Here is a 22,811-nt window from a genome sequence, read left to right on the forward strand (position 1 = left end):
CTCGGAGGGGGCGCCCCTTACGTATGCGTACTGCTTACACCCGTACGGGTCAGTGGCCGGCGGCCGCGTGGCTCGCCTCGCCCGACGGGGTGGCCTCGCCGGTCGGCGTGGCGGTGCCCGTGGGGGTCGCCGTCGAGGTCGGCGTGGCCGTGGCCGTGGCGGTGGCCGTCGGCGGGGTGGCCGGGGCCAGCGGGATCTCGGACGGGCCGAAGTCCTTGAAGTAGCTGGCCGCCGGGACGACGAAGGCGCTGATCGGCACCTCGCCCGTCTTGCTCAGCTTGAAGACGATCTTCTGCGAGTCGCCGTTCCTGGCCTCGCGCAGGCCGCCCTCGATCACGGCGGACGCGTTGCCCTTGCCGCCGATGACGACGGAGCCCAGGGCGGGGACGACGATCGGGCCGTCGCCCTCGGCCGCCTTGAGCTTCACGGCACCGACGGTGCCCGGCAGGGTGATCGAGTCGATCACCTGACGGGTCTGACCGTTGTTGAAGACGGTGGCGGAGACGACCGCGGGGCCCACGGCGCCCGGGTCGGGCTGGGTGATCACGAGGGCGTTCTGGATCTTGACGTCGTCCACCGTGACGGCGGCGTTGTCCGGCTTCACGCCGAGCGTCTGCGCGTCGTTGCCCGCACCACAGGCGGACAGGGCGGCGATCGAGATCACGATGGCGGTGGCGGCGAGGGCGCCGCGTCGAAGGCTGCGGCTCACGGCGGCGGCAACTCCTAGGACGAACGGACAGGCTAAGGAACGGCTAAAGGTGTGTCAGCGGAGTCAGGTTACCGACCCCCACTCTCCGTGCTGCACCCGACCCGCCCCCTTCGTGCACCCGCCATGCGAGCGGGCTTCCCAGGACCACGCTCCGGCCGCGCCCCGACCATGCTCCGACCACCCTCCGGCCGACCACCCGCGACCGTCGAGAACTCGCCGTCATGGCCTGATCACAGCTGATTGACCTCCCGTTCACATAAGCGCCGTGATCAATTCGGCCGCCCGTCCCGGATTACGCCGCCCGGGCCATTCGGGAATCCTCGGTGATCAATTCCGGGAATCCGTCCGTACGGGTGGCCGATCCTCGAACGGAGTACGTGAAGCGGGCCACACCGAACCCGACAAACCGGGACATCACCCCTCCTCCCGACCCCCTCCGAAGCCTGTAACGTGGGTGTTTCTCTGCGTCGACGCAGCGGCTCCGACCTGCGAATACCGCCCTCCGGAAGGCTGTCGCAGCACGCGGGCGACACACTTGTCAAGCCCCGAGATATGCCCTGACCTGCGAAAACGCCATTCAGAAGAAGCCGTATCCGTGTTACCCTGGATAGCCACGGAAGGGGTACCTGTCACATGACGTTCAAGGTTGGCGACACCGTGGTCTATCCCCATCACGGGGCCGCGCTGATCGAGGCCATCGAAACTCGCCAGATCAAAGGCGTGGACAAGACCTACTTGGTGCTCAAGGTCGCGCAGGGCGACCTGACGGTTCGTGTGCCGGCGGACAATGCAGAGTTCGTCGGTGTTCGCGATGTGGTCGGTCAGGACGGGCTGGACCGGGTCTTCGAGGTGCTGCGCGCGCCGTACGCCGAGGAGCCGACCAACTGGTCTCGTCGTTACAAGGCAAATCTGGAGAAGCTCGCCTCCGGCGACGTCATCAAGGTCGCCGAAGTGGTGCGCGACCTGTGGCGCCGCGAGCGCGAGCGTGGTCTCTCCGCCGGTGAGAAGCGCATGCTCGCCAAGGCCCGCCAGATCCTGGTGAGCGAGCTGGCCCTCGCGGAGAACACCAACGAGGACAAGGCCGAAGCGCTCCTCGACGAGGTGCTCGCGTCCTGACGCCTGGCGCACCCGCCATGCCCAGCATCAAAGGCATCAGCATCAAAGGCATCAATGCCGCAGTGCCCGCCGACGCATTGTGAATCGCATCGACTCCGATCGATTCCACAGTGCCGTCGCCGGGCACTGCGGCATGTTCGTCTCTCTTCTCGCCCCCCTACCGGACCCGGCGGCCGCTCGCGACGGCTCGCATGGCGACGCCTCGACCGTCGTCACGGAAAGGGCCCGGTCGAGGCGTCGCAGCAAGCCTGCTGACGCCATACCCACGACGCCCGCGGAAACAAACCTGCCGGAGTGCAACCGATGACAGACCAAGCGCGTCCTCCTCGCACCGCCGTGGTGATTCCGGCGGCCGGCCGGGGCGTGCGCCTCGGCCCGGGCGCCCCCAAGGCGCTGCGCGCGCTGAACGGCACCCCCATGCTCGTCCACGCCGTCCGGGCGATGGCCGCCTCCCGCGCCGTCTCCCTCGTCGTCGTGGTCGCGCCTCACGACGGAGTCGCCGAGGTCAAGAACCTCCTCGACGCCCACGCGCTGCCCGACCGCACCGACTACGTCGTCGTCCCCGGCGGCGACACCCGCCAGGAATCCGTCCACCTCGGCCTGAAGGCCGTACCGGACGACATCGCCATCGTCCTGGTCCACGACGCCGCCCGCCCGCTGGTGCCGGTCGACATCGTCGACGGCGTCATCGAGGCGGTACGGGACGGGGCCGTCGCCGTCGTCCCCGCGCTGCCCGTCGCCGACACCGTCAAGGAGGTCGAACCGGCCGAGCAGCCGGGCGCCCCCGAGCAGGTCGTCGCGACCCCGGTGCGCGCCCGCCTCCGCGCCGTACAGACGCCGCAGGGCTTCGACCGGGAGACCCTGGTCAACGCGCACGCCACCGTCGCCCTCACGGGCGAGGGCGCCACCGACGACGCCGGGATGGTCGAGAAGCTCGGCGCTCCCGTGGTCGTCGTGCCCGGCCACGAGGAGGCCTTCAAGGTGACCCGCCCCCTCGACCTCGTCCTCGCCGAGGCCGTACTCGCCCGCAGGAGGGCCAACGATGGCTTCTGACCGCCGCCCGGAGACCCCGGTCCTTCCCCGCACCGGGATCGGCACCGACGTGCACGCCTTCGAGAAGGGGCGCGAGCTGTGGTGCGCGGGCCTGCTCTGGGAGGGCGAGGAGTACGGGCTCGCCGGGCACTCCGACGGTGACGTCGCCGCCCACGCCGCCTGCGACGCGCTGTTCTCCGCGGCCGGCGTCGGCGACCTCGGCGCCCACTTCGGCACCTCGCGCCCCGAGTGGTCCGGCGCCTCCGGCGTCACCCTGCTCGCGGAGGCGGCCCGGATCGTGCGCGCCGAGGGCTACGAGATCGGCAACATCGCCGTCCAGGTCGTCGGCGTCCGCCCCAAGATCGGCAAGCGCCGCGACGAGGCGCAGAAGGCGCTGAGCGAGGCGGCCGGCGCGCCCGTCTCCGTCTCCGGCACCACCACCGACGGCCTCGGCCTCACCGGCCGCGCCGAGGGCCTGGCGGCCCTCGCGACCGCCCTGGTCTATCCCGTACAGCAGTAGGTGCGGGAGTGGGCCCGGCAGCAGCCACGGCAGCGGGCGCCCGAAAAAACCGCCCCGCGCCCCCAAAGGGTCGCGGGGCACTGCCCCCCGCCCACTACCCTGGGGGGGTGACTATTCGCCTGTACGACACCAGCGCCCGGCAGATCCGTGACTTCACCCCGATCAAGCCGGGCTGCGTCTCGATCTACCTGTGTGGCGCGACCGTGCAGGCCGCCCCGCACATCGGGCACATCCGCTCGGGCCTGAACTTCGACATCCTGCGCCGCTGGTTCGCCTACCGCGGCTACGACGTCACCTTCGTCCGCAACGTCACCGACATCGACGACAAGATCATCACCAAGGGCGCCGAACAGGGCCGCCCCTGGTGGTCGATCGGCTACGAGAACGAGCGCGCGTTCAACGACGGCTACAAGGCCCTCGGCTGCCTGCCGCCCACCTACGAGCCGCGCGCCACCGGCCATGTCACCGAGATGGTCGAGATGATGCGCGGCCTGATCGAGCGCGGCCACGCCTACGAGGCCGACGGCAGCGTCTACTTCGACGTGCGCTCCTTCCCCGGCTACCTGGAGCTGTCCAACCAGGACATCGACGACCTGCGCCAGCCCGCCGAGGAAGGCATCACCGGCAAGCGCGACCCGCGCGACTTCGCCATGTGGAAGGCCACCAAGCCGGGCGAGCCCGACTGGGAGACCCCGTGGGGCCGCGGCCGTCCCGGCTGGCACCTGGAGTGCTCGGCGATGGCCCACAAGTACCTGGGCTCGGCCTTCGACATCCACGGCGGCGGCCTCGACCTCGTCTTCCCGCACCACGAGAACGAGATCGCCCAGGCCAAGGCCTTCGGCGACGACTTCGCGCGGTACTGGGTGCACAACGCCTGGGTCACCATGAGCGGCGAGAAGATGTCGAAGTCGCTCGGCAACAGCGTGCTGGTGTCGGAGATGGTCAAGCACTGGCGTCCGATCGTCCTGCGCTACTACCTCGGCACCCCGCACTACCGCTCGATGATCGAGTACAGCGAGGAGTCGCTGCGCGAGGCCGAGGCCGCGTTCGGGCGCATCGAGGGCTTCATCCAGCGCGCCACCGAGAAGGCCGGCGCGCCTGTCGCCCCCGCCGCCGAGGTCCCGCCGGCCTTCGCCGAGGCGATGGACGACGACCTGGGCGTGCCGCACGCGCTCGCGATCATCCACACCACCGTCCGCCAGGGCAACAGCGCGCTGGCCGCCGACGACAAGGACGAGGCCATCGCCCGCCTCGCCGAGGTCCGCGCCATGCTCGGCGTCCTCGGACTGGACCCCCTCGACGAGCACTGGGCCGAGGAGTCCGACCGCGGCGACGAACTCCACGGCGTCGTCGACACCCTCGTACGTCTCGTCCTCGACCAGCGCGAGGCGGCGCGGGAGCGCAAGGACTGGGCCACCGCCGACGCGATCCGCGACCAGCTCACCCAGTCCGGCCTGGCCATCGAGGACAGCCCGGACGGCCCCCGCTGGTCGGTCTCCGGCCGCTAGAACCGAGGAGAGTGTGCCGTCCGGGGCTCCGGGCGGCACACTTCACTTACAGACTTCACTTACAGACTTCACTTACAGACTTCACTTACCGACGTCACTCACAGACGACACTCACAGATACAGACAGACGCAGACAGACTTCGTACGTACGCACGTACAGCAGGTAGAGGAAACAGGTAGCAGTCATGGCCGGGAACAGCCAGCGCAGGGGCCGTCGCACGTCCAACAAGAAGGGTGCGACGGTCGGCAGCGGTGGCCAGCGGCGCAAGGGCCTGGAAGGCAAGGGCCCGACGCCCAAGGCCGAGAACCGCAAGGGCCACAAGGCGTTCCGCGTCTCCAACGCCATGGCCCGGAACGCGGCCAAGCGCAAGCCCGTCGCCCGCCGCGGCGGCAAGGGCCAGTCCGAGATGGTCGTCGGCCGCAACCCGGTCTTCGAGGCGCTGCGCGACGGCGTGCCCGCCAGCACGCTCTACGTCCAGCAGTTCATCGACAACGACGAGCGGGTCCGCGAGGCCCTCAACCTCGCCACCGCGCGCGGCAACCTCAACATCATGGAGGCGCCGCGCCCCGAGCTGGACCGGATGACCAACGGCCTCAACCACCAGGGTCTCGTCCTCCAGGTCCCGCCGTACGAGTACGCGCACCCCGAGGACCTCGCCGAGGCGGCCTACGACGACCACGAGGACCCGTTGATCGTCGCCCTCGACGGCGTCACCGACCCGCGCAACCTCGGCGCCGTCGTCCGCTCCGTCTCCGCGTTCGGCGGCCACGGCGTGGTCGTGCCCGAGCGGCGCGCCGCCGGTATGACCGCGGGCGCCTGGAAGACCTCGGCCGGCACCGCCGCCCGCACCCCGGTGGCCCGCGCCACCAACCTGACCCGCTGCCTGGAGCAGTACCAGAAGGCGGGCCTGACGGTGGTCGGTCTGGCCGCGGACGGCGACACCGAGGTGCACGAGCTGGACGCGCTCTCCGGCCCGGTCGTCATCGTCGTCGGCTCCGAGGGCAAGGGCCTGTCCCGTCTCGTCGGCGAGACCTGCGACTTCCTGGTCCGCATCCCGATGCCGGGCGGCGCCGAGTCGCTGAACGCCGGTGTCGCGGCGGGCGTGGTGCTGTACGAGGCGGCGCGCCGCCGCATGGGCTGAGCCCGTACCCGTACAGCCCGGTGAAGAGGCTGACCCGAAAGGGTGAGCCGCCCCGGCCGTGATCTTGACGGGCCTCGGACATTTCGGGGCCGTCAAGGCAGTGTCCTAACCGCGCGTCACTCGGTTAGATGAGTGTGGACACCAGAACGCCCCGGCCGGGGTTCGACGATCAGCCCGCGCTGAGCATGGTCAAGGTGGATTCCGATCCCGCCCAGGTGATCGTGAACCACGCCAGCTTCCGTGTGCGGCTCGCTGCGGCCGGCCAGCCGAAGTTCGCCGCGAACCCCCGGATCGCCGCGCTCGCCGGAGCCGCCGGGATGGCCGGCGGCGCCGCGGCGGGCGGCGCGGGCCGCCGCAGGCCCGTCGTGTGGACCGGCAAGGCGGCACCCGGCGCGACCGGACTGCTCCAGGCCGTCCGCGGCGCGTCCGCCGGACCCGACCGGCCGGGCGGCGTCTCCACCCTGGAGCCGACCACCCAGACCATCCCGCGCATCCACGACACGATGCCCACCCCGGTGGTGCCGCCCACGCCGCCCGGCCCGCTGCTGCCGCCGATGCGGCGCGCGGAGGGCGCGTACGACGAGGTGTACGAGCTCGGACCCGACGGGGACGAGGGCCAGGGCGGGTACGGGGACCGGGGCGCCGGCCCGGACGCCCGCGGCGCCCACCGCCACGCCGCCACCAGCGACGCCCTCCGGCACGCCTACTACCCCGGCCGCCGGATGAACCTCGGTGTCGTCCTCCTCCCGCTCCGGGTCTTCCTCGGCTTCATCTCCATCTACGCGGGCATGGGCAAGCTCTGCGACCCCGTCTACTTCGACGGCGGCGAGCGCGGCTCCATGGTCAAGTGGCTGCACTCGCTCCACCCGTGGGCGCTGGCCGAGCCGCTGCGCGACTTCGCCCTCCAGCACCCGGTCGGCGCCGGGCTCACCGTCGCCTTCCTCCAGGTGGTCGTCGGCGTCCTCACCGTCCTCGGCCTGTGGCAGCGGGTCGCCGCCGTCGTCGGCGGCCTGCTCTCCGCCGCCCTCCTGCTGACCGTCAGCTGGAGGAGCGTCCCGGTCTACGACTCGGCCGACATCATCTACCTGGCCGCCTGGTCGCCGCTGATCATCGCGGGCGCCCCGGTCTACTCGGTCGACGGCCGCCTCGCCGGCGAGGCCTGGCGCACCCTCGGGCCGCGCTCCGAGCTGTGGGACCTGCGCCGCCGCGTGCTGCGCCGCGGCACGCTGGTGGCGGCCGTGGTCGTCGGCCTCACGCTGCTCATCGGCTCGGTCCTCGGCGGCGCGGTGCGCTCCACCGAGATGGTCACGGTGCCCGGGCCGAACGAGGACCCGGTCAACCACCTCCCGGGCCAGTCGCTGCCGTCCGAGCCGGGCACGAGCAGCCCGTCCCGCAAGGCCCCGAAGAGCCCGCGCCCCACGGCGACGAGCGGCGCGAGCGGGACGAAGGAGCCGACCAAGGAGGCCACGCCCTCGGAGTCGACGCGCGAGACCACGCGGACCCAGCAGCGCAGCCCGAGCACCACGGCGACGCGCAGCCCGAGCCAGTCGTCGCGTACGACGGCGCCGAGCTCGTCCACCACGGACTCCACCTCGGGCGGCACCAGCGGCACCCCGACCAGTGGCAGCAGCACCGGCGGCACGTCGGACGGCGGCTCGACCTCGGGCGGGGCGCGGAACCCGATCGGCGGCCTGCTGGGCTGAGGGGCCGAGGGGCGGGAAGGACGAAGGGCCCCGGGCGCCAGGAGGCGCCCGGGGCCCTTCCGTATGCGCGAGAGAAGGGGCGAGAACGGGTCGAGAAAGGGGCGGCACCACGGTCTCGTGGTGCCGCCCCTTCCGCCGGTTCCTCAGGTTCCGCCGGTTCCTCAGGCCTGCGCGGCGAGCTCCTTCGCCGCCTCCGTGAGGTCCTTCGCGGTGTCGATGGCCCGCCAGTACGCGCCCTGGGGCAGCGGGAAGCCGGCCAGGCGGCGTTCACGGGCCAGCCGGGGGAAGGTGGTCCGCTCGTGGTCGCCGCGGTCCGGCAGCAGGCCTGTGAAGGCCGGGGAGAAGACGTACACACCCGCGTTGATGAGGTACGGGGACGGCGGCGACTCGATGAAGTCGGTGATGTGCCCGAACGCGTCGGTCTCGACGGCGCCCCACGGGATGCGGGGCCGGGCGAGCGCGAGGGTCGCGGTGGCGTCGCGCTCGGTGTGGAACTCGGCCATCTCGCGCAGCGAGAAGCGGGTCCAGATGTCGCCGTTGGTGGCGTACCAGGGGAGCTCCGGCTCGGGCAGGTGCGCGGCGGCGTACTTGAGGCCGCCGCCACGGCCCAGCGGCTCGGACTCGACGACCGTGGTGACCTTCAGCGGCAGGTCGGCGGTCTCCAGCCACTCCTGGAGCACCTCGGCGAGATGGCCGCAGGACACGACGGCGTGCGTGACCCCCTCGGCGGCGAGCCAGGACAGCTGATGGCCGATGATCGGGGTCCCGGTGCCCGGGATCTCGACCATCGGCTTGGGGCGGTCGTCGGTGTACGGGCGCAGCCGCGAGCCCTGGCCGCCCGCCAGGACCACGGCCTGCGTCGGGGAGGTGTGCATACCCCGCACCATATGCGGGCCGGGCCCCGCTCAGCTCGCGTGCAGGACGCCGTAGGCGAAGGAGGTGTCGCAGACCGGGCGGGAGAAGGCCTGGGCGCGGGTCGGGCCGTAGCGCTGGACGGCGGCGGCACCGAGGGACCGGGCGATGGACATGCAGTGCTTGGCGAGCGACGGGCGGTTCTCCACCTCGCGCTGCAGATGGGTCAGGGCGACCCCGGGGTCCTTCTCCTGGAGCTCGGCGAGCAGCCGGTCGCGCAGGACGTCCTGCGGGGCGCGGGACTTGGCCGGGGTGGAGACGTCCGTGGACGAGGCGGTCAGCATCTGGGTCCCGGAGCCCTGGCCGGCCCACGGAACGGCGGACACCGCGAGCGTTCCGGAGAGCACCAGGACGACGGGCAGGACGAGGGCGAGGGAGCGGCCGATACGGCGGGCAGTGTGCGTCACGCAGGCGAGCGTAGCGGTCGGTAGTGAAATGGCGACATTTAGTCACTCTCACGAGGGATGGTTCTCGGCGCCTTTTCGAATCCCGTGTTGACGCGGGGGTGCGGTCGAGGGCCTGGTTGCCCAGTTCTGCCGGGGTTTTCGCCGACTTCGGGTTTCATGCCTCTTGTACGCCAACGGCCCCGCACCCGCAAGCGGGAACGGGGCCGTAAGGAGCGGCCTGGATATGGCTTGGGTGAGGCGTCAGTCGGAGAGACGCTCGCCGGTCGAGGTCGAGAAGACGTGCAGCTCGGCGGGGCGCGGGACGACCTGGAGCGTGGAGCCCTTGGCCGGGACCTCGCGGCCGCCGACGCGGACCACGATGTCCTTGTCCTCGCCGCCGACGCGGGTGGAGCCGTAGACGAAGCCGTCGGAGCCGAGCTCCTCGACCACGTTCACGGTCACGGCGAGGCCGTCCTTGCTGGTGGCGCTCTGCACGTCGAAGTGCTCGGGGCGCACGCCGACGGTGACGGTGGTGTCGCCCTTGGCGGCCGCGGCGGCGATGGCCTCGCGGGAGACCGGGACGACGCTGGCGCCGAACCGCACGCCGCCGTCGGTGATCGGGACCTCGATCAGGTTCATGGCCGGGGAGCCGATGAAGCCGGCGACGAAGAGGTTCGCGGGCTTGTCGTACATGTTGCGCGGGGTGTCGACCTGCTGGAGCAGACCGTCCTTGAGGACCGCGACCCGGTCGCCCATGGTGAGCGCCTCGGTCTGGTCGTGCGTCACGTACACCGTGGTGATGCCGAGCCGGCGCTGCAGGCTCGCGATCTGCGTACGGGTCGAGACACGGAGCTTGGCGTCGAGGTTCGACAGCGGCTCGTCCATGAGGAACACCTGCGGCTCACGCACGATGGCGCGGCCCATGGCGACACGCTGCCGCTGACCGCCGGAGAGCGCCTTCGGCTTGCGGTCCAGGTACTCGGTGAGGTCGAGGATCTTCGCGGCCTCTTCGACCTTGGTGCGGATCTCGCTCTTGTTCACGCCGGCGATCTTGAGGGCGAAGCCCATGTTGTCGGCGACGGTCATGTGCGGGTAGAGCGCGTAGTTCTGGAACACCATGGCGATGTCCCGGTCCTTCGGCGGCAGGTGCGTGACATCGCGGTCACCGATCCGGATGGCGCCGGCGGTGACGTCCTCCAGACCGGCCAGCATGCGCAGCGAGGTCGACTTGCCGCAGCCGGAGGGGCCGACGAGAACGAGGAACTCGCCGTCGGCGATCTCGATCTCCAGCTCGTTGACGGAGGGCTTGTCGGCGCCCGGGTAGACCAGGGTCGCCTTGTCGTAGGTGACGGAAGCCATGGTGATATGTCCCTTCACCGGCAGGAACGTGCCGGACGATCCGAGTAAAGGAAGGATGTGGTGTAGTCCACCTGGGTGAACTCCGGGTGACGCTACCTCGCGATGTCCGATCTGTCAGCAGTCCCGGGCACGTGAGATTTCCGACCGTCGGCGGGCGGGCGTTCGTTACACTGCCTTCGCTGCCTCCTTAGCTCAGCTGGCCAGAGCAACGCACTTGTAATGCGTAGGTCGTCGGTTCGAATCCGACAGGGGGCTCCACGATCTTGTGTCCCGGACCCTTGAGGGTCCGGGACACTTGTGCGTTACGGGGGCGTAGGTGCGTGGGGTGTGTTCCGGGGAGGGGTGCGGATGCGGCGGGAGCAGCGGGCGGAGTACCGGCGGCATCGGGATGCGGACGCGTTGCGGCGGACGCGGGAGCTGGACGAGCGGGTGGCGGTGCTGGCGGGGCTGCTGGTCGCCGGCTGCCGGAGTGTGCCGCTGACCGAGCAGGCGGCGCCGTTCCAGCCCGGGGAGCTGGGAGTGCCGGTGGTGATGCCGGAGCAGCGTTTCTACCGGGACCGGGCGGCGTTCGAGCGGGACTGGTACGCGGCGCAGGCGGCCGAGGCGCGGCGGGTGGAGCAGCTGGCGGCGTACCGGCGGCAGTACGAGGAGTGGGCGGCGGCGCGGCGGGCGGAGCTCCAGCGGCAGCCGCGCGAGCCGGAGTCGGTGGACGGGTTCTTCGCGGCGGTGCTGTCCGGGTCGGCGGTGTGGCCCGAGGGCTTCCCGCGCCGGGTGTCGGCGGCGTACGACCGGAGCGTGCGCGGACTGGTCCTGGACTGGGAGCTGCCCGGGTACGAGGTGGTGCCGGCCGCCAAGGGGATCAAGTACCTGCCGAGCACGGACCAGGAGAAGGAGGTCCCGCGGCCGGTGACGCAGCGGCGGGCGCTCTACCGGGACGTGCTGGCGCAGAGCGTGCTGCTCGCGGTGCGGGAGTCGTTCGTGGCCGACCGCTCGGGTGTCCTTGAACGCGTGGTCCTGAACGGGTACGTGGCCGGCGTCGACCCGGCGACGGGCGTGATGGGCCGGGTCTGCGTGGCGGCCGTGGCGGTGGACCGGCCGGTCTTCGACGGGCTGAATCTGGCGCTGGTGAGCGCGGTGGAGTGTGTGACGGGGGCGCTGTCGGGGCGGTTGTCGGCGAGGCCGGACGAGCGGGTGGCCGTGGAGCCGTTCCTGCTTCCGGAGCGGGGCGGCGTTGGGGGCGGGGCGGGCGCGGTGCCGCCTGTGGCCGGGGCCGGGGTCGCGGCCGGGGCCGGGGCCGCGGCCGGGGCCGGGGCCGCGGCCGGGGTCGCGGCCGGGGCAGGCGACGAGCCGGATCTGCTCGCGATGGACCCGATCGCCTTCGAAGGTCTGGTGGCTCAGCTCTTCCGGGCGCGGGGCCTCGCGGCCGTGACGACGCAGCGGTCGAACGACGGCGGGGTGGACGTGGAGGCCCTGGATCCCGATCCGATCAGCGGCGGTTCGATCATCGTGCAGGTGAAGCGGTACCGGAACACGGTGCCGCCGAGTGCGGTGCGGGACCTGTTCGGGACGGTGCAGAGCGCCGGGGCGAACAAGGGGGTCCTGGTCACGACGTCGAAGTTCGGCCCCGGCTCGTACACCTTCGCCAACGGCAAGCCGCTGACGCTGATCTCGGGGCCGGAACTGGTGGAGCTGCTGCGGCAGCACGGGTTGCGGGGGCGGCTCGGGACGGGCCCGTCCGTCGCGGCGCCGGTGCCGACGCCGACCCTCGTGGACCCGTTGCGGGCTCCGGCGGAGCCGGACGAGGACTTCAACCTCCTCGGCATGGTGTGGTCGGGGTCGGTCGTGCTCGACGTGTGCGCGCTGGTGTGCGCGGGGAACCGGGTGCTGGGCGACGACTGGTTCGTGTTCTTCAACAACGCGGCCACGCCGGACGGTTCGGTGGCGATGGTGACACCGCCAGCCGGGGACAAGGCGGCGGTACGGGTGGGCTTCGACGCGCTGCCGGCCGACGCCGACCGGCTGGTCCTGGTGGCCTCGGTGGACCCGGAGGTGAATCCGGACGCGGACCTGTCGGGGTTCCTGGACGCGGGCATCGTGCTGCGGGACGACGCGGGGGCGGAGCTGGACCGCCTGGAGGTGTCGGACGGGCGGCCGGGCGAGACGGCGCTGGTCCTCGGCTCGTTCCGGCGCCGGGCGGGCGGCGACTGGGACTTCGTCCTGGGCGGGAAGGGGTACGGGGGCGGGCTCGCGGAGCTGGTGGGGGACTTCGGGATCGAGGTGGAGTGAGCGGCCTCGGGGGTGCCTTTCGGGACGGGGGAGTGTCAGTGCAACCGCCTAAGCTGGTGGGCAGGTTGGGATTGCAGGGGATCGCCAGGGAGCATCGGGGGAGGTGCGAGTGGCTGTCAGGTATGTCGTTTCGCCGCGCGGGGGGTGGCGGACTTACGCGGACATAGGGTCCGCGGTCGCTGAGGCGGCCCGGCGGGGACGGTCTGCGCGGATCGAGATCGAGCCCGGGCACTACGAGGTGCGGGCGCCGCTGGTGGTCGGCGGCGAGGTCGAGCTGGTGGCGCGGGGCGAGCCCGGCTCGGTGGTGGTGAGTGCTCCAGGTGGCACCGTGCTCGATGCCGGCGGGGCGGTGCGGGTGCGGGGGCTCGTCATCGAGGGGCGCGACGGGGATGTGGTGCGCTGCGGGGCGGGCACGCTGACCGTGGAGCAGGGGGAGATCCGGGCGCCTCAGGCCGTCGCCGTGCACGCGGTGCGCGGTACGGCGGTCACGTTGCGGGACACCGTCGTGCGGCAGGGGCGGTTGGTGTTCGCCGGGGCCGGCGGTCTGGTGGAGCGGTGCGGTCTCTACGACGCCGCCGACAACGCGCTTGCCGTGGTCGAGGGTGCCCGGGTGACCGTGCGGGACAGCCGCTTCGCCGGGGCCCGGTTCCATGGGATACGGGTCAGGGGCGCGCATGTCGAGTGCGTCGGCTGTGAGTTCACCGGGAGCGGCTCGGCCGCACTGTTCGCGGACACGCAGGCGTGGCTCGCGGTCGCCGACTGCACCATCGCCGACGCGGGTGCGGAGGGCATCGGGTTCATCGAGCAGTCCCGCGGCACCGTGGACGGGGTCCGGGTCACGGGCTCGGAGCACGGCATCGCGGTCGGGGACGGCTCCGACCCGGTGGTGCGCGGCTGTGTCTTCACCGGCTGTCGGGACACCGGGATCAACGTACGGGCCGGGCGCGGCCGGTTCGAGGAGTGCGAGGTCGCCGAGGCCGGCAACATCGCCGTGTTCGTACTCGGGGGCGGCCGCCCGGAGGTGCACGGGCTGCGCGTGGTGCACGGCAATGTCGGTGTCGTCGTCGAGGGCACCGGCTCCCGGGGCCGCTTCACCCGGGTCCGGGTGGCGGATCTGACGAGCGTCGCGCTCCGGGCGTACGAGGGCGGCAAGGCCGTCTTCCAGGACGTGCGGGTGGAGCGCTGCCCGACCCATCTGGAGACGCGTGGCGACCCGGGCACGACCGCCGAGGTCGAGGGCGGCGTGTTCGAGGACTTCTCCATGTCCGCCGTGGAAGTGCTCGGCCAGTCGCGTGTGACGCTGCGTCACGTCACCGCCGAGCGCGGCGCCGTGGGCTTCGGCGTCGCGAAGCAGGGGCAGTTGTTCATCACGGAGTGCGACGTGCGCGGGGCGGACTCGGGCGGGGCGGCGGCGCTCGGGAAGGGGCGCCTGGTCGCCCGAGGGCTGAGGGTGGACGGCTCGGCGGCGAGCGGCCTCTTCGGCCAGGACAACGCCCGCGTGGACGTCTCCGAGAGCGAGTTCGCCGACTGCGAGCTGGCGGGTGTGTTCCTCAGGGGGGAGGTGGGCGGGCGCCTCGTGGGGTGCACCGTCTCCGGTACGCGCGGGGTGGGGGTGTGGCACAACGGGCTGGTGTCGCTGGTGGCGTTGGAGAGCTCGCTGCCGGTGAAGGAGTGGGTGGAGAAGGAGAACCCGGCGCCGCCCACGCACGTCACCTACAACAACCACGTGACGGTGCACGGTGGTGTGAGGGATGCCCAGATCGCCGTGGGCAACGAGCGGGTCGAGATGAACCAGAGCGTCAGCCCACGACACACCGACGAGGACGGATCTTCCGCATGAACGAATCCCAGCACGGCACCCCGGGCACCCCGGCGCATCAGACGCCCGGGCTTCACATCCACGGGGCGGTGTCCGGCTCCCAGATCGCCGTCGGCAACGAGCAGGTCACCCAGAACCAGATCAACCACACGGCCACGGAGGTCGCCCCCGGCCACGCCGAGCTCGCCGAGCTCGTACGGGAGTTGCTGCGGCGACTGCCCGAGCAGGGGCTCGGCGAGCCGGAGCGCGAGGACACCGAGGCCGCGGCCAACGAGGTCCTGGACACGATCAGCGGTACGGAGGCGCCCGAGCCGGGCCGGCTGCGCCGCGCCCTCACCCTGCTGCGGGGCGCGCTCGCCCCGGTCGCCACGGGGGTGGCGGCCGGGGCGACGGCGGGGTCGCAGCAGTGGGCGCAGGACGCGATAGCGAGCCTCACCGCGATGTGACGGCGACGCCGCCCCGGCTACCGGCTACCGGCCGCTGAGGCGGTTGGCGACGACCGCGATGCGGTCGGTGGCGGTGGTGCGGGCCCGGGACTCGCGGCGGTCGGCGGCGCGGAAGGCCGCGTACATGGTCTGCACGCCGAGCCAGCGCAGCGGCTCCGGCTCCCACTTGCGCACCCGGTGGTTGACCCAGGGCAGCGCGGTGAGGTCGGTGGGGCCCGACTGGCCGGAGTCCTGCTGGATGAGGTCGCGCAGGGTGCGGGCGGCGAGGTTGGTGGTGGCGACGCCGGAGCCGACGTAACCGCCCGCCCAGCCCAGGCCCGTGGAGCGGTCGAGGGTCACGGTGGCGCACCAGTCGCGCGGCACGCCGAGGACGCCGGACCAGGCGTGGGCCACCCGTACCCCCGCGAGCTGCGGGAAGAAGCGGACCAGGATCTCGCGCAGCGCCTCGACGGTCTGCGGCTGGGTGCGGCCGTCGTTGTCGGTCCTGGAGCCGTAGCGGTACGGAACGCCGCGCCCGCCGAGCGCGATCCGGCCGTCGGCGGTGCGCTGGGCGTACATGTAGGCGTGCGCCATGTCGCCGAGGGTCTCCAGGCCGTCCCAGCCGATCGACTCCCACTGGGCGTCGGTGAGCGGCTCGGTGGCGATCATGGAGGAGTTCATCGGGAGCCAGGTGCGGCGCTGGCCGGCGAGGGAGGCCGTGAAGCCCTCGGTGCAGCGCAGTACGTACGGGGCGCGGACGGTGCCGTACGGGGTGACGGCGTGCTTGGGGCGGATCTCGGTGACCGGGGTGGACTCGTGGATGGTGACGCCGAGCGCCTCGACGGCGGCGGCCAGGCCCCTGACCAGCTTGACCGGCTGGAGGCGGGCGCCGTGCGGGGTCCAGGAGGAGCCGACGGCACCGGCGACGCGGATGCGTTCGGCGGTCTCGCGGGCGCCGTACAGCTCGCGGTCCTTCTCGCCGAAGGCGAGCTCGACGGCGTGGAAGTCCTTGAGGCGGGCGAGCTGGGCGGGGGAGGTGGCGACCTCCAGGACGCCGCCGCGGTGCAGGTCGGCGTCGATGCCCTCGGCGGCGCAGACGTCGATGACCTCGGTGACGGTGTCGTTCATGGCGTGCTGGAGGCGTACGGCGGCCTCGTGGCCGTGCTCCTTGGCGTAGCGGTCGCGGCCGGCGATGCCGTTGTAGAGCCAGCCGCCGTTGCGGCCGGAGGCGCCGTAGCCGCAGAACGCGGACTCCAGGACGGTGATGTCGAGGAAGGGGACGGCCTTCTTGAGGTAGTAGGCGGTCCACAGGCCGGTGTAGCCGCCGCCGACGATGCAGACGTCGGCCGTCCGGTCGCCGGGGAGCGGCTCGCGCGGTACGGGGGCGGGGGCGCCGCCCTCCTGCGCGTACCAGAAGGAAATGCCGCCGTTCACCGTGCTGAGCTGGCTGGTCGTGCTCATGTGTATCCCTCTTCCGGGTCGTGCGCGGGAGGTTACCGGGGGCGACGCGGGCGATCCAGGGTTCTAGGGTCGGTGGATGATCGAGATCCCGGCGGAACTGGCGGCGTCGCAGGCGAGGTACAACGGGGCGGCGGGGCGGGCCTTCATCGCGGCCCTGCCCGGCAGGGCGGAGGAGTTCCTGGACCGGTGGGGGCTGCGGGTGACCGGCCCGTCGATGCACGGGGTCGCCTCGCTCGTGCTGCCCGTGGCGGTGGCGCGGGACGGCGTCCCGGCGGCCCTGAAGCTCCAGCTCCTCGACGCGGAGACCGAGGGCGAGCCGGTGGCGCTGCGGGCGTGGGCGGGGGACGGGGCGGTACGGCTCCTGGAGCACGACGCGGGGACGGGCACGATGCTGCTCGAACGGGCCGATGAGGGGCGGCACTTGTCGCGGGTGGCGGAGGCGCGGGAGGCGGTCGGGATCCTGGCGGATCTGCTGGCGCGCCTTGTCGCCGTGCCCGCGCCGCCCGGCCTTCGGCGGCTCGGCGACGCGGCGGCCCGGATGGTGGACCGTACGCCCGCCGCGGCGGCCCGGCTCGCGGACCGGGAGGACGCGGCGCTGCTCGCGGACTGCGCGGCGGCGGTACGGGAGGTCATGGGCGAGCCCGGCGACCGGCTGCTGCACTGGGACCTGCACTACGACAACATCCTGGCCGCCGAGCGCGAGCCGTGGCTGGCCATCGACCCGAAGCCGCTCGCCGGCGACCCGGGCTTCGAACTGTTCCCGGCCCTCGTCAACCGGTGGGACCCGGACCCGGCGGAGACCCTGTGGCGCTTCGACCTCCTGACGGAGCGGCTCGGCCTCGACCGGGGCCGGGCCAGGGCCTGGACGCTGGCCCGCTTCCTCCAGAACGCCCTGTGGACGGTGTCGGATGGCGCGCCCGCCCTGCACCCGGACCAGGTGTCCATCGCGCGGAACCTGCTGGCCAGACGCCCCTGACGGGGTGCACTCTGGCCTCATGATCCGCACCGCCACGCCCGCCGACGTCCCCGCCATCCACCGTATGGTCCGCGACCTCGCGGAGTACGAGAAGGCCCTCGACGAGGTCCGCGCCACCCCCGACCAGCTCCACGAGGCCCTGTTCGGCGACCGCCCGGCCGCCTTCGCCCACATCGCCGAGACCGACGACACCGGCGAGGTCGCCGGCTTCGCCCTCTGGTTCCTCAACTTCTCCACCTGGCGCGGTGTCCACGGCATCTACCTCGAAGACCTCTACGTCCGCCCCGAACTCCGCGGCGGCGGCCACGGCAAGGCCCTCCTCACGGAGCTGGCCCGGATCTGTGTGGACCGCGGCTACGAGCGCCTGGAGTGGTCCGTCCTCAACTGGAACACGCCCTCGATCGCCTTCTACGAGTCCCTGGGCGCCCGTCCCCAGGACGAATGGACGGTCTACCGGCTCACGGACGGGGCGCTGAAGTCGCTGGGTTCGGGGGCGCCGGTCCGGGGAGTGTAGGAAGGGGGCATGGACAAGGACATTCAGCAGCGGTTCGAGCACATCACCGGCTTCGTCGAGGCGCGGCTCACTCCGCTCTTCGACCCCGAGAACGGCAGCGACCACGGGTTCGGCATGGACGACACCTCACGGGCGCTGCGCGCGCTCCGCTACACCGTGCAGGCGGCGTCGGCGGTCAACGGGCTGCTGGAGAAGCGGGCTTCGGCGCCGGAGCTGCGGCAGGTCGTGGACCAGGCACTTGAGCACAACTGGGACGTGCTGCGTTCCATCGCGCGTATGTGGGAGGACCACCCCGACTTCCTGAAGGAGTTCAAGGGGCACTCCTGGGACGTCCTCGGGATCTGACACACGCCGACGCACGCCGACGCACGCCGACGCCCGACGGCTCCGGCAGGGGACTGTCAGTGGCGTGCGTCACGATGGGTGACATGAAGAGGAAGAGTCAGCGGGGGAGCGTCGCCAAGCCGCGCGAGCCGGAGGTCGTGCTGCCTCCGCTGGAGCCCTACGAGGGCGGTCTGGAGCCCGACGGGGACTACGACGGCCTGGAGCTGGCCGGCCTGGACCTGGCCGGCCAGGACGGGGCCGGGGCGCGTTTCCTGGACTGCGCGCTGCGTGACTGCGGGCTCGACGGGACCAGGCTCACGGCGGCGCGCGTCCTGGACTCGGTCCTTACGGGGGTACGGGGGGTGGGCACCGATCTCGCGGGGGCGCAGCTGCGGGACGTGGAGCTGGTGGACGCGCGGCTCGGCGGGGCGCAGCTGCACGGGGCGGTGTTCGAGCGGGTGCGGGTGAGAGGGGGGAAGATCGACTACCTGAATCTGCGGACGGCGAAGCTGAAGGACGTCGTCTTTGACGGGTGCGTGCTCGACGAGCCGGACTTCGGCGGGGCGGTCCTGGAGCGGGTGGAGTTCCGGGACTGTGTGGTGACGCGGGCCGACTTCAGCGGGGCGCGGCTGAAGGACGTCGACCTCCGCACCGTCCAGCGGATCGAGATCGCCCGCGGGGTGGACGCCCTGGCGGGGGCGGTGATCTCCACGGCGCAGCTGCTCGACCTGGCGCCGGTGTTCGCGGCGCAGCTGGGGGTGCGGGTGGAAGACGCTTCCTAAGGAAGGCGCGGGAAGCGGGCCTGGAGGTCCCAGACCAGCGGGTTGTCCGCGAGGCCCTCGTGCATGTCGGTGAGGTCGGCGATCAGGTCGTGCAGGAAGTCGCGGGCCTCGCGGCGCAGTTCGGCGTGGTTGAAGGTGAGCGGCGGCTCGTCGCCCGGCATCCAGTCGGCCTCGACGTCCACCCACCCGAAGCGCCGCTCGAACAGCATGCGGTCGGAGGACTCGGTGAAGTCCAGTTCCGCGTACTGGGGCCGGGCGGCGCGGCTGCCCTTCGGGTCGCGGTCCAGCTGCTCGACGATGTCGCACAGCGCCCACGCGAAGTCGAGCACCGGCACCCATCCCCAGGCTGTGGACACCTCCTGGTCCTTCACGGTGTCCGCGAGATACACGTCACCGCAGAACAGGTCGTGCCGCAGCGCGTGGACGTCCGCGGCGCGGTAGTCGGTCTGCGGGGGGTCCGGAAAGCGCCGGGAGAGGGAGTAGCCGATGTCGAGCACGCGTCGATGGTCCCACGCCGCGCCGCCCGTGGTTCCTCAGCCCCGGTGGGCCGCCCTCGCCACCTTCGGGCCCAGCCAGCGCTTCAGGCGGCGCAGGGGTTCGAGCTGATCGGCGGCGCGGTCGAGGTGGTAGTAGAGCTGCGGGGGGATGTGGGGGAGGAGGGGGGAGTGGCGCTGGCCCAGGAGGGCGAACATCCGGTGCGGGGGCAGGTGCATGTAGCGGGGGAGGTTCTCGTACCACTGGGCGCTGTAGCGGGCCGCGCTCAGGGCCGGGACGAGTTCGGCGCGGCGGCGGCGGCCGTACGCCGTGAGGGCGGCGTCCAGGCCGGTGCCGGTGCCGGTGCCGGTGCCGGTGCCGGTGCCGGTGGCGGGGCCGCGGTGGCGGAGGGCGGCGGCGAGGCCGAGGGCGTCCTCCAGGGCCAGAGTGGTGCCCGCGCCGATCGAGTAGTGGGCGGTGTGGGCGGCGTCGCCGAGCAGGGCGATCCTGCCGTGGTGCCAGGACCGGTTGGTCAGGGTGCGGAAGTTCAGCCACTGGGCCGGGGCCGCGTCGCCGTGCTGCTCGCGGCCGATCAGCGGCTCGCCGTCGAGCAGGTCGGCGAACAGCTTCTCCAGGAGGCGCAGGCTGTCGTCCCCGTTCAGCCGGTCCAGGCCCAGGCCCGTCCACGTCTCCGGGCCGCACTCCACCACACACGTCGACTGCTCGCCGCTGAACCCGTACGCGTAGCACCAGATCCAGCCGTGCTCGGTCTCCTTGAACGCGAAGCTGAAGGAGTCGAAGACCTTCGTCGTGCCCAGCCACACATAGCGGTTGCGGCCGCTGACGACCTCCGGGCCGAAGCGCTCCGGGTGCGCCTCGCGCAGCACGCTGTTCACGCCGTCCGCCGCCACGACGAGATCCGCGTCGGCGAGCTCGGGGGCGTCGGGGCCGCTGATGGGGTGCTCGTGCTCGACGCGGACGCCCAGCTCGCGGGCCCGGTCGGCGAGCAGCGCCAGCATCCGGCGCCGGCCGATGCCGAAGCCGGCGTCGCCGCGGTGCACGGTCCACTCGTCGCGGACGATCGCCACGCCGTCGTTCCAGGTCACGGACGCCGCGGCGATGGCCTCCGCCGACTCCGGGTCGCCCACACGCAGCTTGTCGAGGAGCCCAGCCCAGTAGGTGACACCCCAGCCGTACGTGGAGCCCTCCGGGTTCCGCTCGTACACGGTGATCTCGTGGGAGGGGTCCTGGCGCTTCATCAGGATCGAGAAGTACAGGCCGCCGGGCCCGCCGCCGACGATGGTGATCTTCACTTGCGCTCCCACGGAACGGAACATGGCAACGGAACGGAACATGGCACCGGACATGACACGGTGCGGTGGAACGGCAACGCACGGTAGCAGTGCTCCGGCCGTGAAGCGTGGGAAGCGGGGCCCGATCCGCCCGCCCGGGTGACGCCGTCGCCGCTACGGCAGCAGCCGCTGCTCCTTCGCCACCGCCACCGCGCCCGCCCGCGTGTCGACGCCGAGCTTCGCGTAGATCCGGCCCAGGTGGGTCTTCACCGTCGCCTCGCTGATGAACAGCGCGCGGGCGATCTCGCGGTTGCCGAGGCCGTGCGCCAGCTGCCCGAGGATGTCGCGCTCGCGGTCGGTCAGCGTGGGCCGGGCCGCGCCGCGCATCCGGTCCATGACCCGGCTCGCGACCGGCGGCGACAGGGTCGTGCGGCCCTGCGCGGCCGAGTGGATCGCGGCGAACAGCTCCTCCGGGCGCTCGGCCTTCAGGAGATAGCCGGTCGCGCCCGCCTCGATCGCGCGGGTGATGTCCGCGTCCGTGTCGTACGTGGTGAGGACCAGGACGTGGGTCCCGGTCGGCGCGATCCGCCGGGTGGCCTCGATGCCGTCGATGCCCGGGCCGAGCTGGAGGTCCATCAGGACCACGTCCGGGCGCAGGTGCGCGGCCATCGCGACCGCCTCCTCGCCGCTGCCGGCCTCCCCGACCACCTCGATGCCGGGCGCGCTGGCGAGCAGGGCGAGCAGCCCGGCGCGTACGACGGCGTGGTCGTCGCAGAGCAGGATGCGTACGGGCGCTGCGGGCGCGCTCACTGTCGTACCTCCAGCGGGATCGCGGCGGAGAGCACGGTGCCCTCGCCCGGGGTGGACTCGATCGTCAGCGTGCCGCCCAGCTGCTGCGCGCGCACCCGCATCGCGGGGAGGCCGTGGCCGCGCACCCCGGCGTCCGCGCGCGAGGCCGCCGGGTCGAAGCCGCGGCCGTCGTCGGCGACGTCCAGGACGACCTGGTCGTCGAGGTACGTGAGGGTGAGCGCGGCCGAGGTGGCACCGGCGTGCTCGCGGATGTTCGCGAGGGCGCCCTGGGCGATGCGCAGCAGCGCCGACTGGACGCGGTCGGGCAGCGGCCGGTCCGGCGTGCCGTCGACATGGCAGCGCACCTCCAGGCCGGCGCCGGTCTCGCGGGTGGCGAGCCCGCGCAGCGCCTCCTCCAGGCCGCCGCCCTCGGCGAGGTCGGCCGGGGCCAGGTCGTGCACGAAGCGGCGGGCCTCGGCGAGGTTCCGGTCGGCGATCGACTCGGCCGTACGGACATGGCGGCGGGCGGTGGCCGGGTCGCTGTCCCAGGTGCGGTCGGCGGCCTGGAGCAGCATCTGCTGGCTGGACAGGCCCTGCGCGAGGGTGTCGTGGATCTCCATCGAGAGCCGCTGGCGCTCGGCGAGCGTGCCCTCGCGGCGCTCGGTCGCGGCCAGCTCGCGGCGGGTGCGGATGAGGTCGTCGATGAGCGCCCGCTGCCGCTCGGCCTGCCGCTCGGCGTGCACGAAGACGGCGGTCGCGATGGCGGCGACGGCCGGCGGGGCGATCACCAGGTTCGGGTCGAAGCCGCCGTGCGAGAGCTGCACCTGCGCGATCACGACGAACGCGGTGAGCAGGGCGACCAGGCCGAGGGCGGCGCGCGACGGCAGGGTGCGCAGGCCCGTGTAGAACAGCGGCACCGCGCACCACGCGAAGCTCGGCGCGAGCACGACGAGGACCATCCAGACGGCGACGACCGTGCCGAGCCAGGCGATCCGGCGCGGGGTGGCGCGGGTGCCGAGGACCGGGCCGAGGAGGTAGAGGGACGCGAGCGCGCCGGAGAGCGCGACGATCCAGGGGCTGCGCTCCTCCCAGGGGTGGCGCAGCAGGAAGCGGGCGAGCGAGGCGCCGAGGAGGAGGAAGAAGGCGACGTGCATGACCCGCGCCGTCCAGCGGGCGTCCGGGTCCCGCACGTCCCGGTCCGTCGTCCGGTCCGTCGTCCGGTCCATCGTCCACCTGTTCCGTGTTCCGTGTAGCACCTGACCTGGGGATACGTATCCATCCT

22 protein-coding genes and 1 tRNA gene are annotated in these 22,811 nt (G+C 72.5%); 14 read left to right on the plus strand and 9 right to left on the minus strand.

The features are described 5' to 3' along the window. Window positions 1–49: 49 nt before the first annotated feature. Complete coding sequence (locus AB0C73_RS00480; RefSeq protein ID WP_362522982.1) at window positions 50–709, minus strand: DUF461 domain-containing protein; 660 nt, start codon at window positions 707–709, stop codon at window positions 50–52. A 633-nt stretch (window positions 710–1,342) separates the two neighbouring features. Here AB0C73_RS00480 and AB0C73_RS00485 point away from each other — a divergent pair. The 6 genes from AB0C73_RS00485 (at window position 1,343) to AB0C73_RS00510 (ending at window position 7,730) form a co-directional block, all read left to right on the plus strand. Continuing rightward, on the plus strand, window positions 1,343–1,825 hold the full coding sequence (locus AB0C73_RS00485; RefSeq protein WP_003953493.1) for a CarD family transcriptional regulator: 483 nt from the start codon (window positions 1,343–1,345) through the stop codon (window positions 1,823–1,825). 303 nt (window positions 1,826–2,128) lie between these two features. Further along, complete coding sequence (ispD, locus tag AB0C73_RS00490; protein ID WP_362522984.1) at window positions 2,129–2,878, plus strand: 2-C-methyl-D-erythritol 4-phosphate cytidylyltransferase; 750 nt, start codon at window positions 2,129–2,131, stop codon at window positions 2,876–2,878. Then, window positions 2,868–3,377, plus strand: a complete 510-nt coding sequence (gene ispF, locus AB0C73_RS00495) for a 2-C-methyl-D-erythritol 2,4-cyclodiphosphate synthase (protein ID WP_362522986.1) — start codon at window positions 2,868–2,870, stop codon at window positions 3,375–3,377. The genes ispD and ispF overlap by 11 nt, the downstream gene beginning before the upstream one ends. 107 nt (window positions 3,378–3,484) lie before the next feature. Further along, a complete protein-coding gene (gene cysS, locus AB0C73_RS00500; protein WP_362522988.1) occupies window positions 3,485–4,885 on the plus strand; it encodes a cysteine--tRNA ligase in 1,401 nt (466 codons plus the stop codon). Between the two features lie 185 nt (window positions 4,886–5,070). Next, window positions 5,071–6,027, plus strand: a complete 957-nt coding sequence (rlmB, locus tag AB0C73_RS00505; RefSeq protein ID WP_362522990.1) for a 23S rRNA (guanosine(2251)-2'-O)-methyltransferase RlmB — start codon at window positions 5,071–5,073, stop codon at window positions 6,025–6,027. A 128-nt stretch (window positions 6,028–6,155) separates the two neighbouring features. Continuing rightward, window positions 6,156–7,730, plus strand: a complete 1,575-nt coding sequence (locus tag AB0C73_RS00510; protein ID WP_362522992.1) for a DoxX family membrane protein — start codon at window positions 6,156–6,158, stop codon at window positions 7,728–7,730. Between the two features lie 161 nt (window positions 7,731–7,891). Here the strand turns inward: AB0C73_RS00510 and AB0C73_RS00515 are convergent, their stop codons facing one another. The 3 genes from AB0C73_RS00515 to ugpC form a co-directional block, all read right to left on the minus strand. Continuing rightward, window positions 7,892–8,605: a nucleotidyltransferase family protein gene (locus AB0C73_RS00515; protein ID WP_362522994.1), complete on the minus strand. Its 714-nt coding sequence runs from the start codon at window positions 8,603–8,605 to the stop codon at window positions 7,892–7,894. A gap of 30 nt (window positions 8,606–8,635) precedes the next feature. After that, window positions 8,636–9,049, minus strand: a complete 414-nt coding sequence (locus tag AB0C73_RS00520; RefSeq protein ID WP_362522995.1) for a hypothetical protein — start codon at window positions 9,047–9,049, stop codon at window positions 8,636–8,638. A gap of 240 nt (window positions 9,050–9,289) precedes the next feature. Then, a complete protein-coding gene (gene ugpC / locus AB0C73_RS00525; protein WP_362522996.1) occupies window positions 9,290–10,387 on the minus strand; it encodes a sn-glycerol-3-phosphate ABC transporter ATP-binding protein UgpC in 1,098 nt (365 codons plus the stop codon). 181 nt (window positions 10,388–10,568) lie between these two features. Between ugpC and AB0C73_RS00530 the strand changes: the two genes are divergently transcribed. From AB0C73_RS00530 to AB0C73_RS00545, 4 genes are all read left to right on the plus strand, one after another. Continuing rightward, window positions 10,569–10,645, plus strand: a tRNA-Thr gene (locus AB0C73_RS00530). 90 nt (window positions 10,646–10,735) lie between these two features. After that, window positions 10,736–12,673 carry a restriction endonuclease gene (locus AB0C73_RS00535; RefSeq protein WP_362522998.1) on the plus strand — a complete coding sequence of 646 codons (1,938 nt, stop codon included), beginning with the start codon at window positions 10,736–10,738 and terminating at the stop codon, window positions 12,671–12,673. Between the two features lie 109 nt (window positions 12,674–12,782). Next, window positions 12,783–14,513 (plus strand): right-handed parallel beta-helix repeat-containing protein, encoded by a 1,731-nt coding sequence (locus AB0C73_RS00540; protein ID WP_362523000.1) that lies wholly within the window; start codon window positions 12,783–12,785, stop codon window positions 14,511–14,513. Then, a complete protein-coding gene (locus tag AB0C73_RS00545; RefSeq protein ID WP_362523002.1) occupies window positions 14,510–14,938 on the plus strand; it encodes a hypothetical protein in 429 nt (142 codons plus the stop codon). Before AB0C73_RS00540 ends, AB0C73_RS00545 begins: the two co-directional genes overlap by 4 nt. A 24-nt stretch (window positions 14,939–14,962) precedes the next feature. Here AB0C73_RS00545 and AB0C73_RS00550 read toward each other — a convergent pair whose 3' ends face one another. Continuing rightward, on the minus strand, window positions 14,963–16,378 hold the full coding sequence (locus AB0C73_RS00550; protein WP_362523004.1) for an FAD-dependent oxidoreductase: 1,416 nt from the start codon (window positions 16,376–16,378) through the stop codon (window positions 14,963–14,965). Window positions 16,379–16,454: 76 nt separating this feature from the next. On the opposite strand from AB0C73_RS00550, the gene AB0C73_RS00555 reads away from it, so the two are divergent. The 4 genes from AB0C73_RS00555 (at window position 16,455) to AB0C73_RS00570 (ending at window position 18,974) form a co-directional block, all read left to right on the plus strand. After that, complete coding sequence (locus tag AB0C73_RS00555; RefSeq protein WP_362523006.1) at window positions 16,455–17,354, plus strand: aminoglycoside phosphotransferase family protein; 900 nt, start codon at window positions 16,455–16,457, stop codon at window positions 17,352–17,354. A gap of 19 nt (window positions 17,355–17,373) precedes the next feature. Next, entirely contained in the window at window positions 17,374–17,868 is a 495-nt protein-coding gene (locus AB0C73_RS00560; protein WP_362523008.1) for a GNAT family N-acetyltransferase, read from the plus strand. A 9-nt stretch (window positions 17,869–17,877) separates the two neighbouring features. Further along, window positions 17,878–18,213 carry a hypothetical protein gene (locus tag AB0C73_RS00565; protein WP_362523010.1) on the plus strand — a complete coding sequence of 112 codons (336 nt, stop codon included), beginning with the start codon at window positions 17,878–17,880 and terminating at the stop codon, window positions 18,211–18,213. A gap of 74 nt (window positions 18,214–18,287) precedes the next feature. Then, complete coding sequence (locus tag AB0C73_RS00570) at window positions 18,288–18,974, plus strand: pentapeptide repeat-containing protein (RefSeq protein ID WP_362523012.1); 687 nt, start codon at window positions 18,288–18,290, stop codon at window positions 18,972–18,974. Here the strand turns inward: AB0C73_RS00570 and AB0C73_RS00575 are convergent. From AB0C73_RS00575 to AB0C73_RS00590, 4 genes are all read right to left on the minus strand, one after another. After that, complete coding sequence (locus tag AB0C73_RS00575; RefSeq protein ID WP_362523014.1) at window positions 18,971–19,471, minus strand: hypothetical protein; 501 nt, start codon at window positions 19,469–19,471, stop codon at window positions 18,971–18,973. The two genes, AB0C73_RS00570 and AB0C73_RS00575, sit on opposite strands and share 4 nt — an antisense overlap. Window positions 19,472–19,507: 36 nt before the next feature. After that, window positions 19,508–20,785, minus strand: coding sequence for an FAD-dependent monooxygenase (locus AB0C73_RS00580; RefSeq protein WP_362523015.1), 1,278 nt, complete (start codon window positions 20,783–20,785; stop codon window positions 19,508–19,510). A 129-nt stretch (window positions 20,786–20,914) separates the two neighbouring features. Further along, window positions 20,915–21,550 carry a response regulator transcription factor gene (locus AB0C73_RS00585; protein ID WP_362523017.1) on the minus strand — a complete coding sequence of 212 codons (636 nt, stop codon included), beginning with the start codon at window positions 21,548–21,550 and terminating at the stop codon, window positions 20,915–20,917. Continuing rightward, on the minus strand, window positions 21,547–22,755 hold the full coding sequence (locus AB0C73_RS00590) for a sensor histidine kinase (RefSeq protein ID WP_362523019.1): 1,209 nt from the start codon (window positions 22,753–22,755) through the stop codon (window positions 21,547–21,549). Before AB0C73_RS00590 ends, AB0C73_RS00585 begins: the two co-directional genes overlap by 4 nt. Window positions 22,756–22,811: the final 56 nt, after the last annotated feature.

The sequence above is a fragment of the Streptomyces sp. NPDC048623 genome (genome assembly GCF_040650755.1).
GTDB lineage: Bacteria > Actinomycetota > Actinomycetes > Streptomycetales > Streptomycetaceae > Streptomyces.

Coding starts and splice junctions, on each gene's coding strand:
- AB0C73_RS00550 (WP_362523004.1), bottom strand. CDS start 16,378: ATGAGCACGACCAGCCAGCTCAGCACGGTGAACGGCGGCATTTCCTTC.
- AB0C73_RS00560 (WP_362523008.1), top strand. CDS start 17,374: ATGATCCGCACCGCCACGCCCGCCGACGTCCCCGCCATCCACCGTATG.
- AB0C73_RS00565 (WP_362523010.1), top strand. CDS start 17,878: ATGGACAAGGACATTCAGCAGCGGTTCGAGCACATCACCGGCTTCGTC.
- AB0C73_RS00555 (WP_362523006.1), top strand. CDS start 16,455: ATGATCGAGATCCCGGCGGAACTGGCGGCGTCGCAGGCGAGGTACAAC.
- AB0C73_RS00570 (WP_362523012.1), top strand. CDS start 18,288: ATGGGTGACATGAAGAGGAAGAGTCAGCGGGGGAGCGTCGCCAAGCCG.
- AB0C73_RS00545 (WP_362523002.1), top strand. CDS start 14,510: ATGAACGAATCCCAGCACGGCACCCCGGGCACCCCGGCGCATCAGACG.
- ispF (WP_362522986.1), top strand. CDS start 2,868: ATGGCTTCTGACCGCCGCCCGGAGACCCCGGTCCTTCCCCGCACCGGG.
- AB0C73_RS00580 (WP_362523015.1), bottom strand. CDS start 20,785: ATGTTCCGTTCCGTGGGAGCGCAAGTGAAGATCACCATCGTCGGCGGC.
- AB0C73_RS00510 (WP_362522992.1), top strand. CDS start 6,156: ATGAGTGTGGACACCAGAACGCCCCGGCCGGGGTTCGACGATCAGCCC.
- AB0C73_RS00535 (WP_362522998.1), top strand. CDS start 10,736: ATGCGGCGGGAGCAGCGGGCGGAGTACCGGCGGCATCGGGATGCGGAC.
- rlmB (WP_362522990.1), top strand. CDS start 5,071: ATGGCCGGGAACAGCCAGCGCAGGGGCCGTCGCACGTCCAACAAGAAG.
- ispD (WP_362522984.1), top strand. CDS start 2,129: ATGACAGACCAAGCGCGTCCTCCTCGCACCGCCGTGGTGATTCCGGCG.
- ugpC (WP_362522996.1), bottom strand. CDS start 10,387: ATGGCTTCCGTCACCTACGACAAGGCGACCCTGGTCTACCCGGGCGCC.
- AB0C73_RS00515 (WP_362522994.1), bottom strand. CDS start 8,605: ATGCACACCTCCCCGACGCAGGCCGTGGTCCTGGCGGGCGGCCAGGGC.
- AB0C73_RS00590 (WP_362523019.1), bottom strand. CDS start 22,755: ATGGACCGGACGACGGACCGGACGACGGACCGGGACGTGCGGGACCCG.
- AB0C73_RS00485 (WP_003953493.1), top strand. CDS start 1,343: ATGACGTTCAAGGTTGGCGACACCGTGGTCTATCCCCATCACGGGGCC.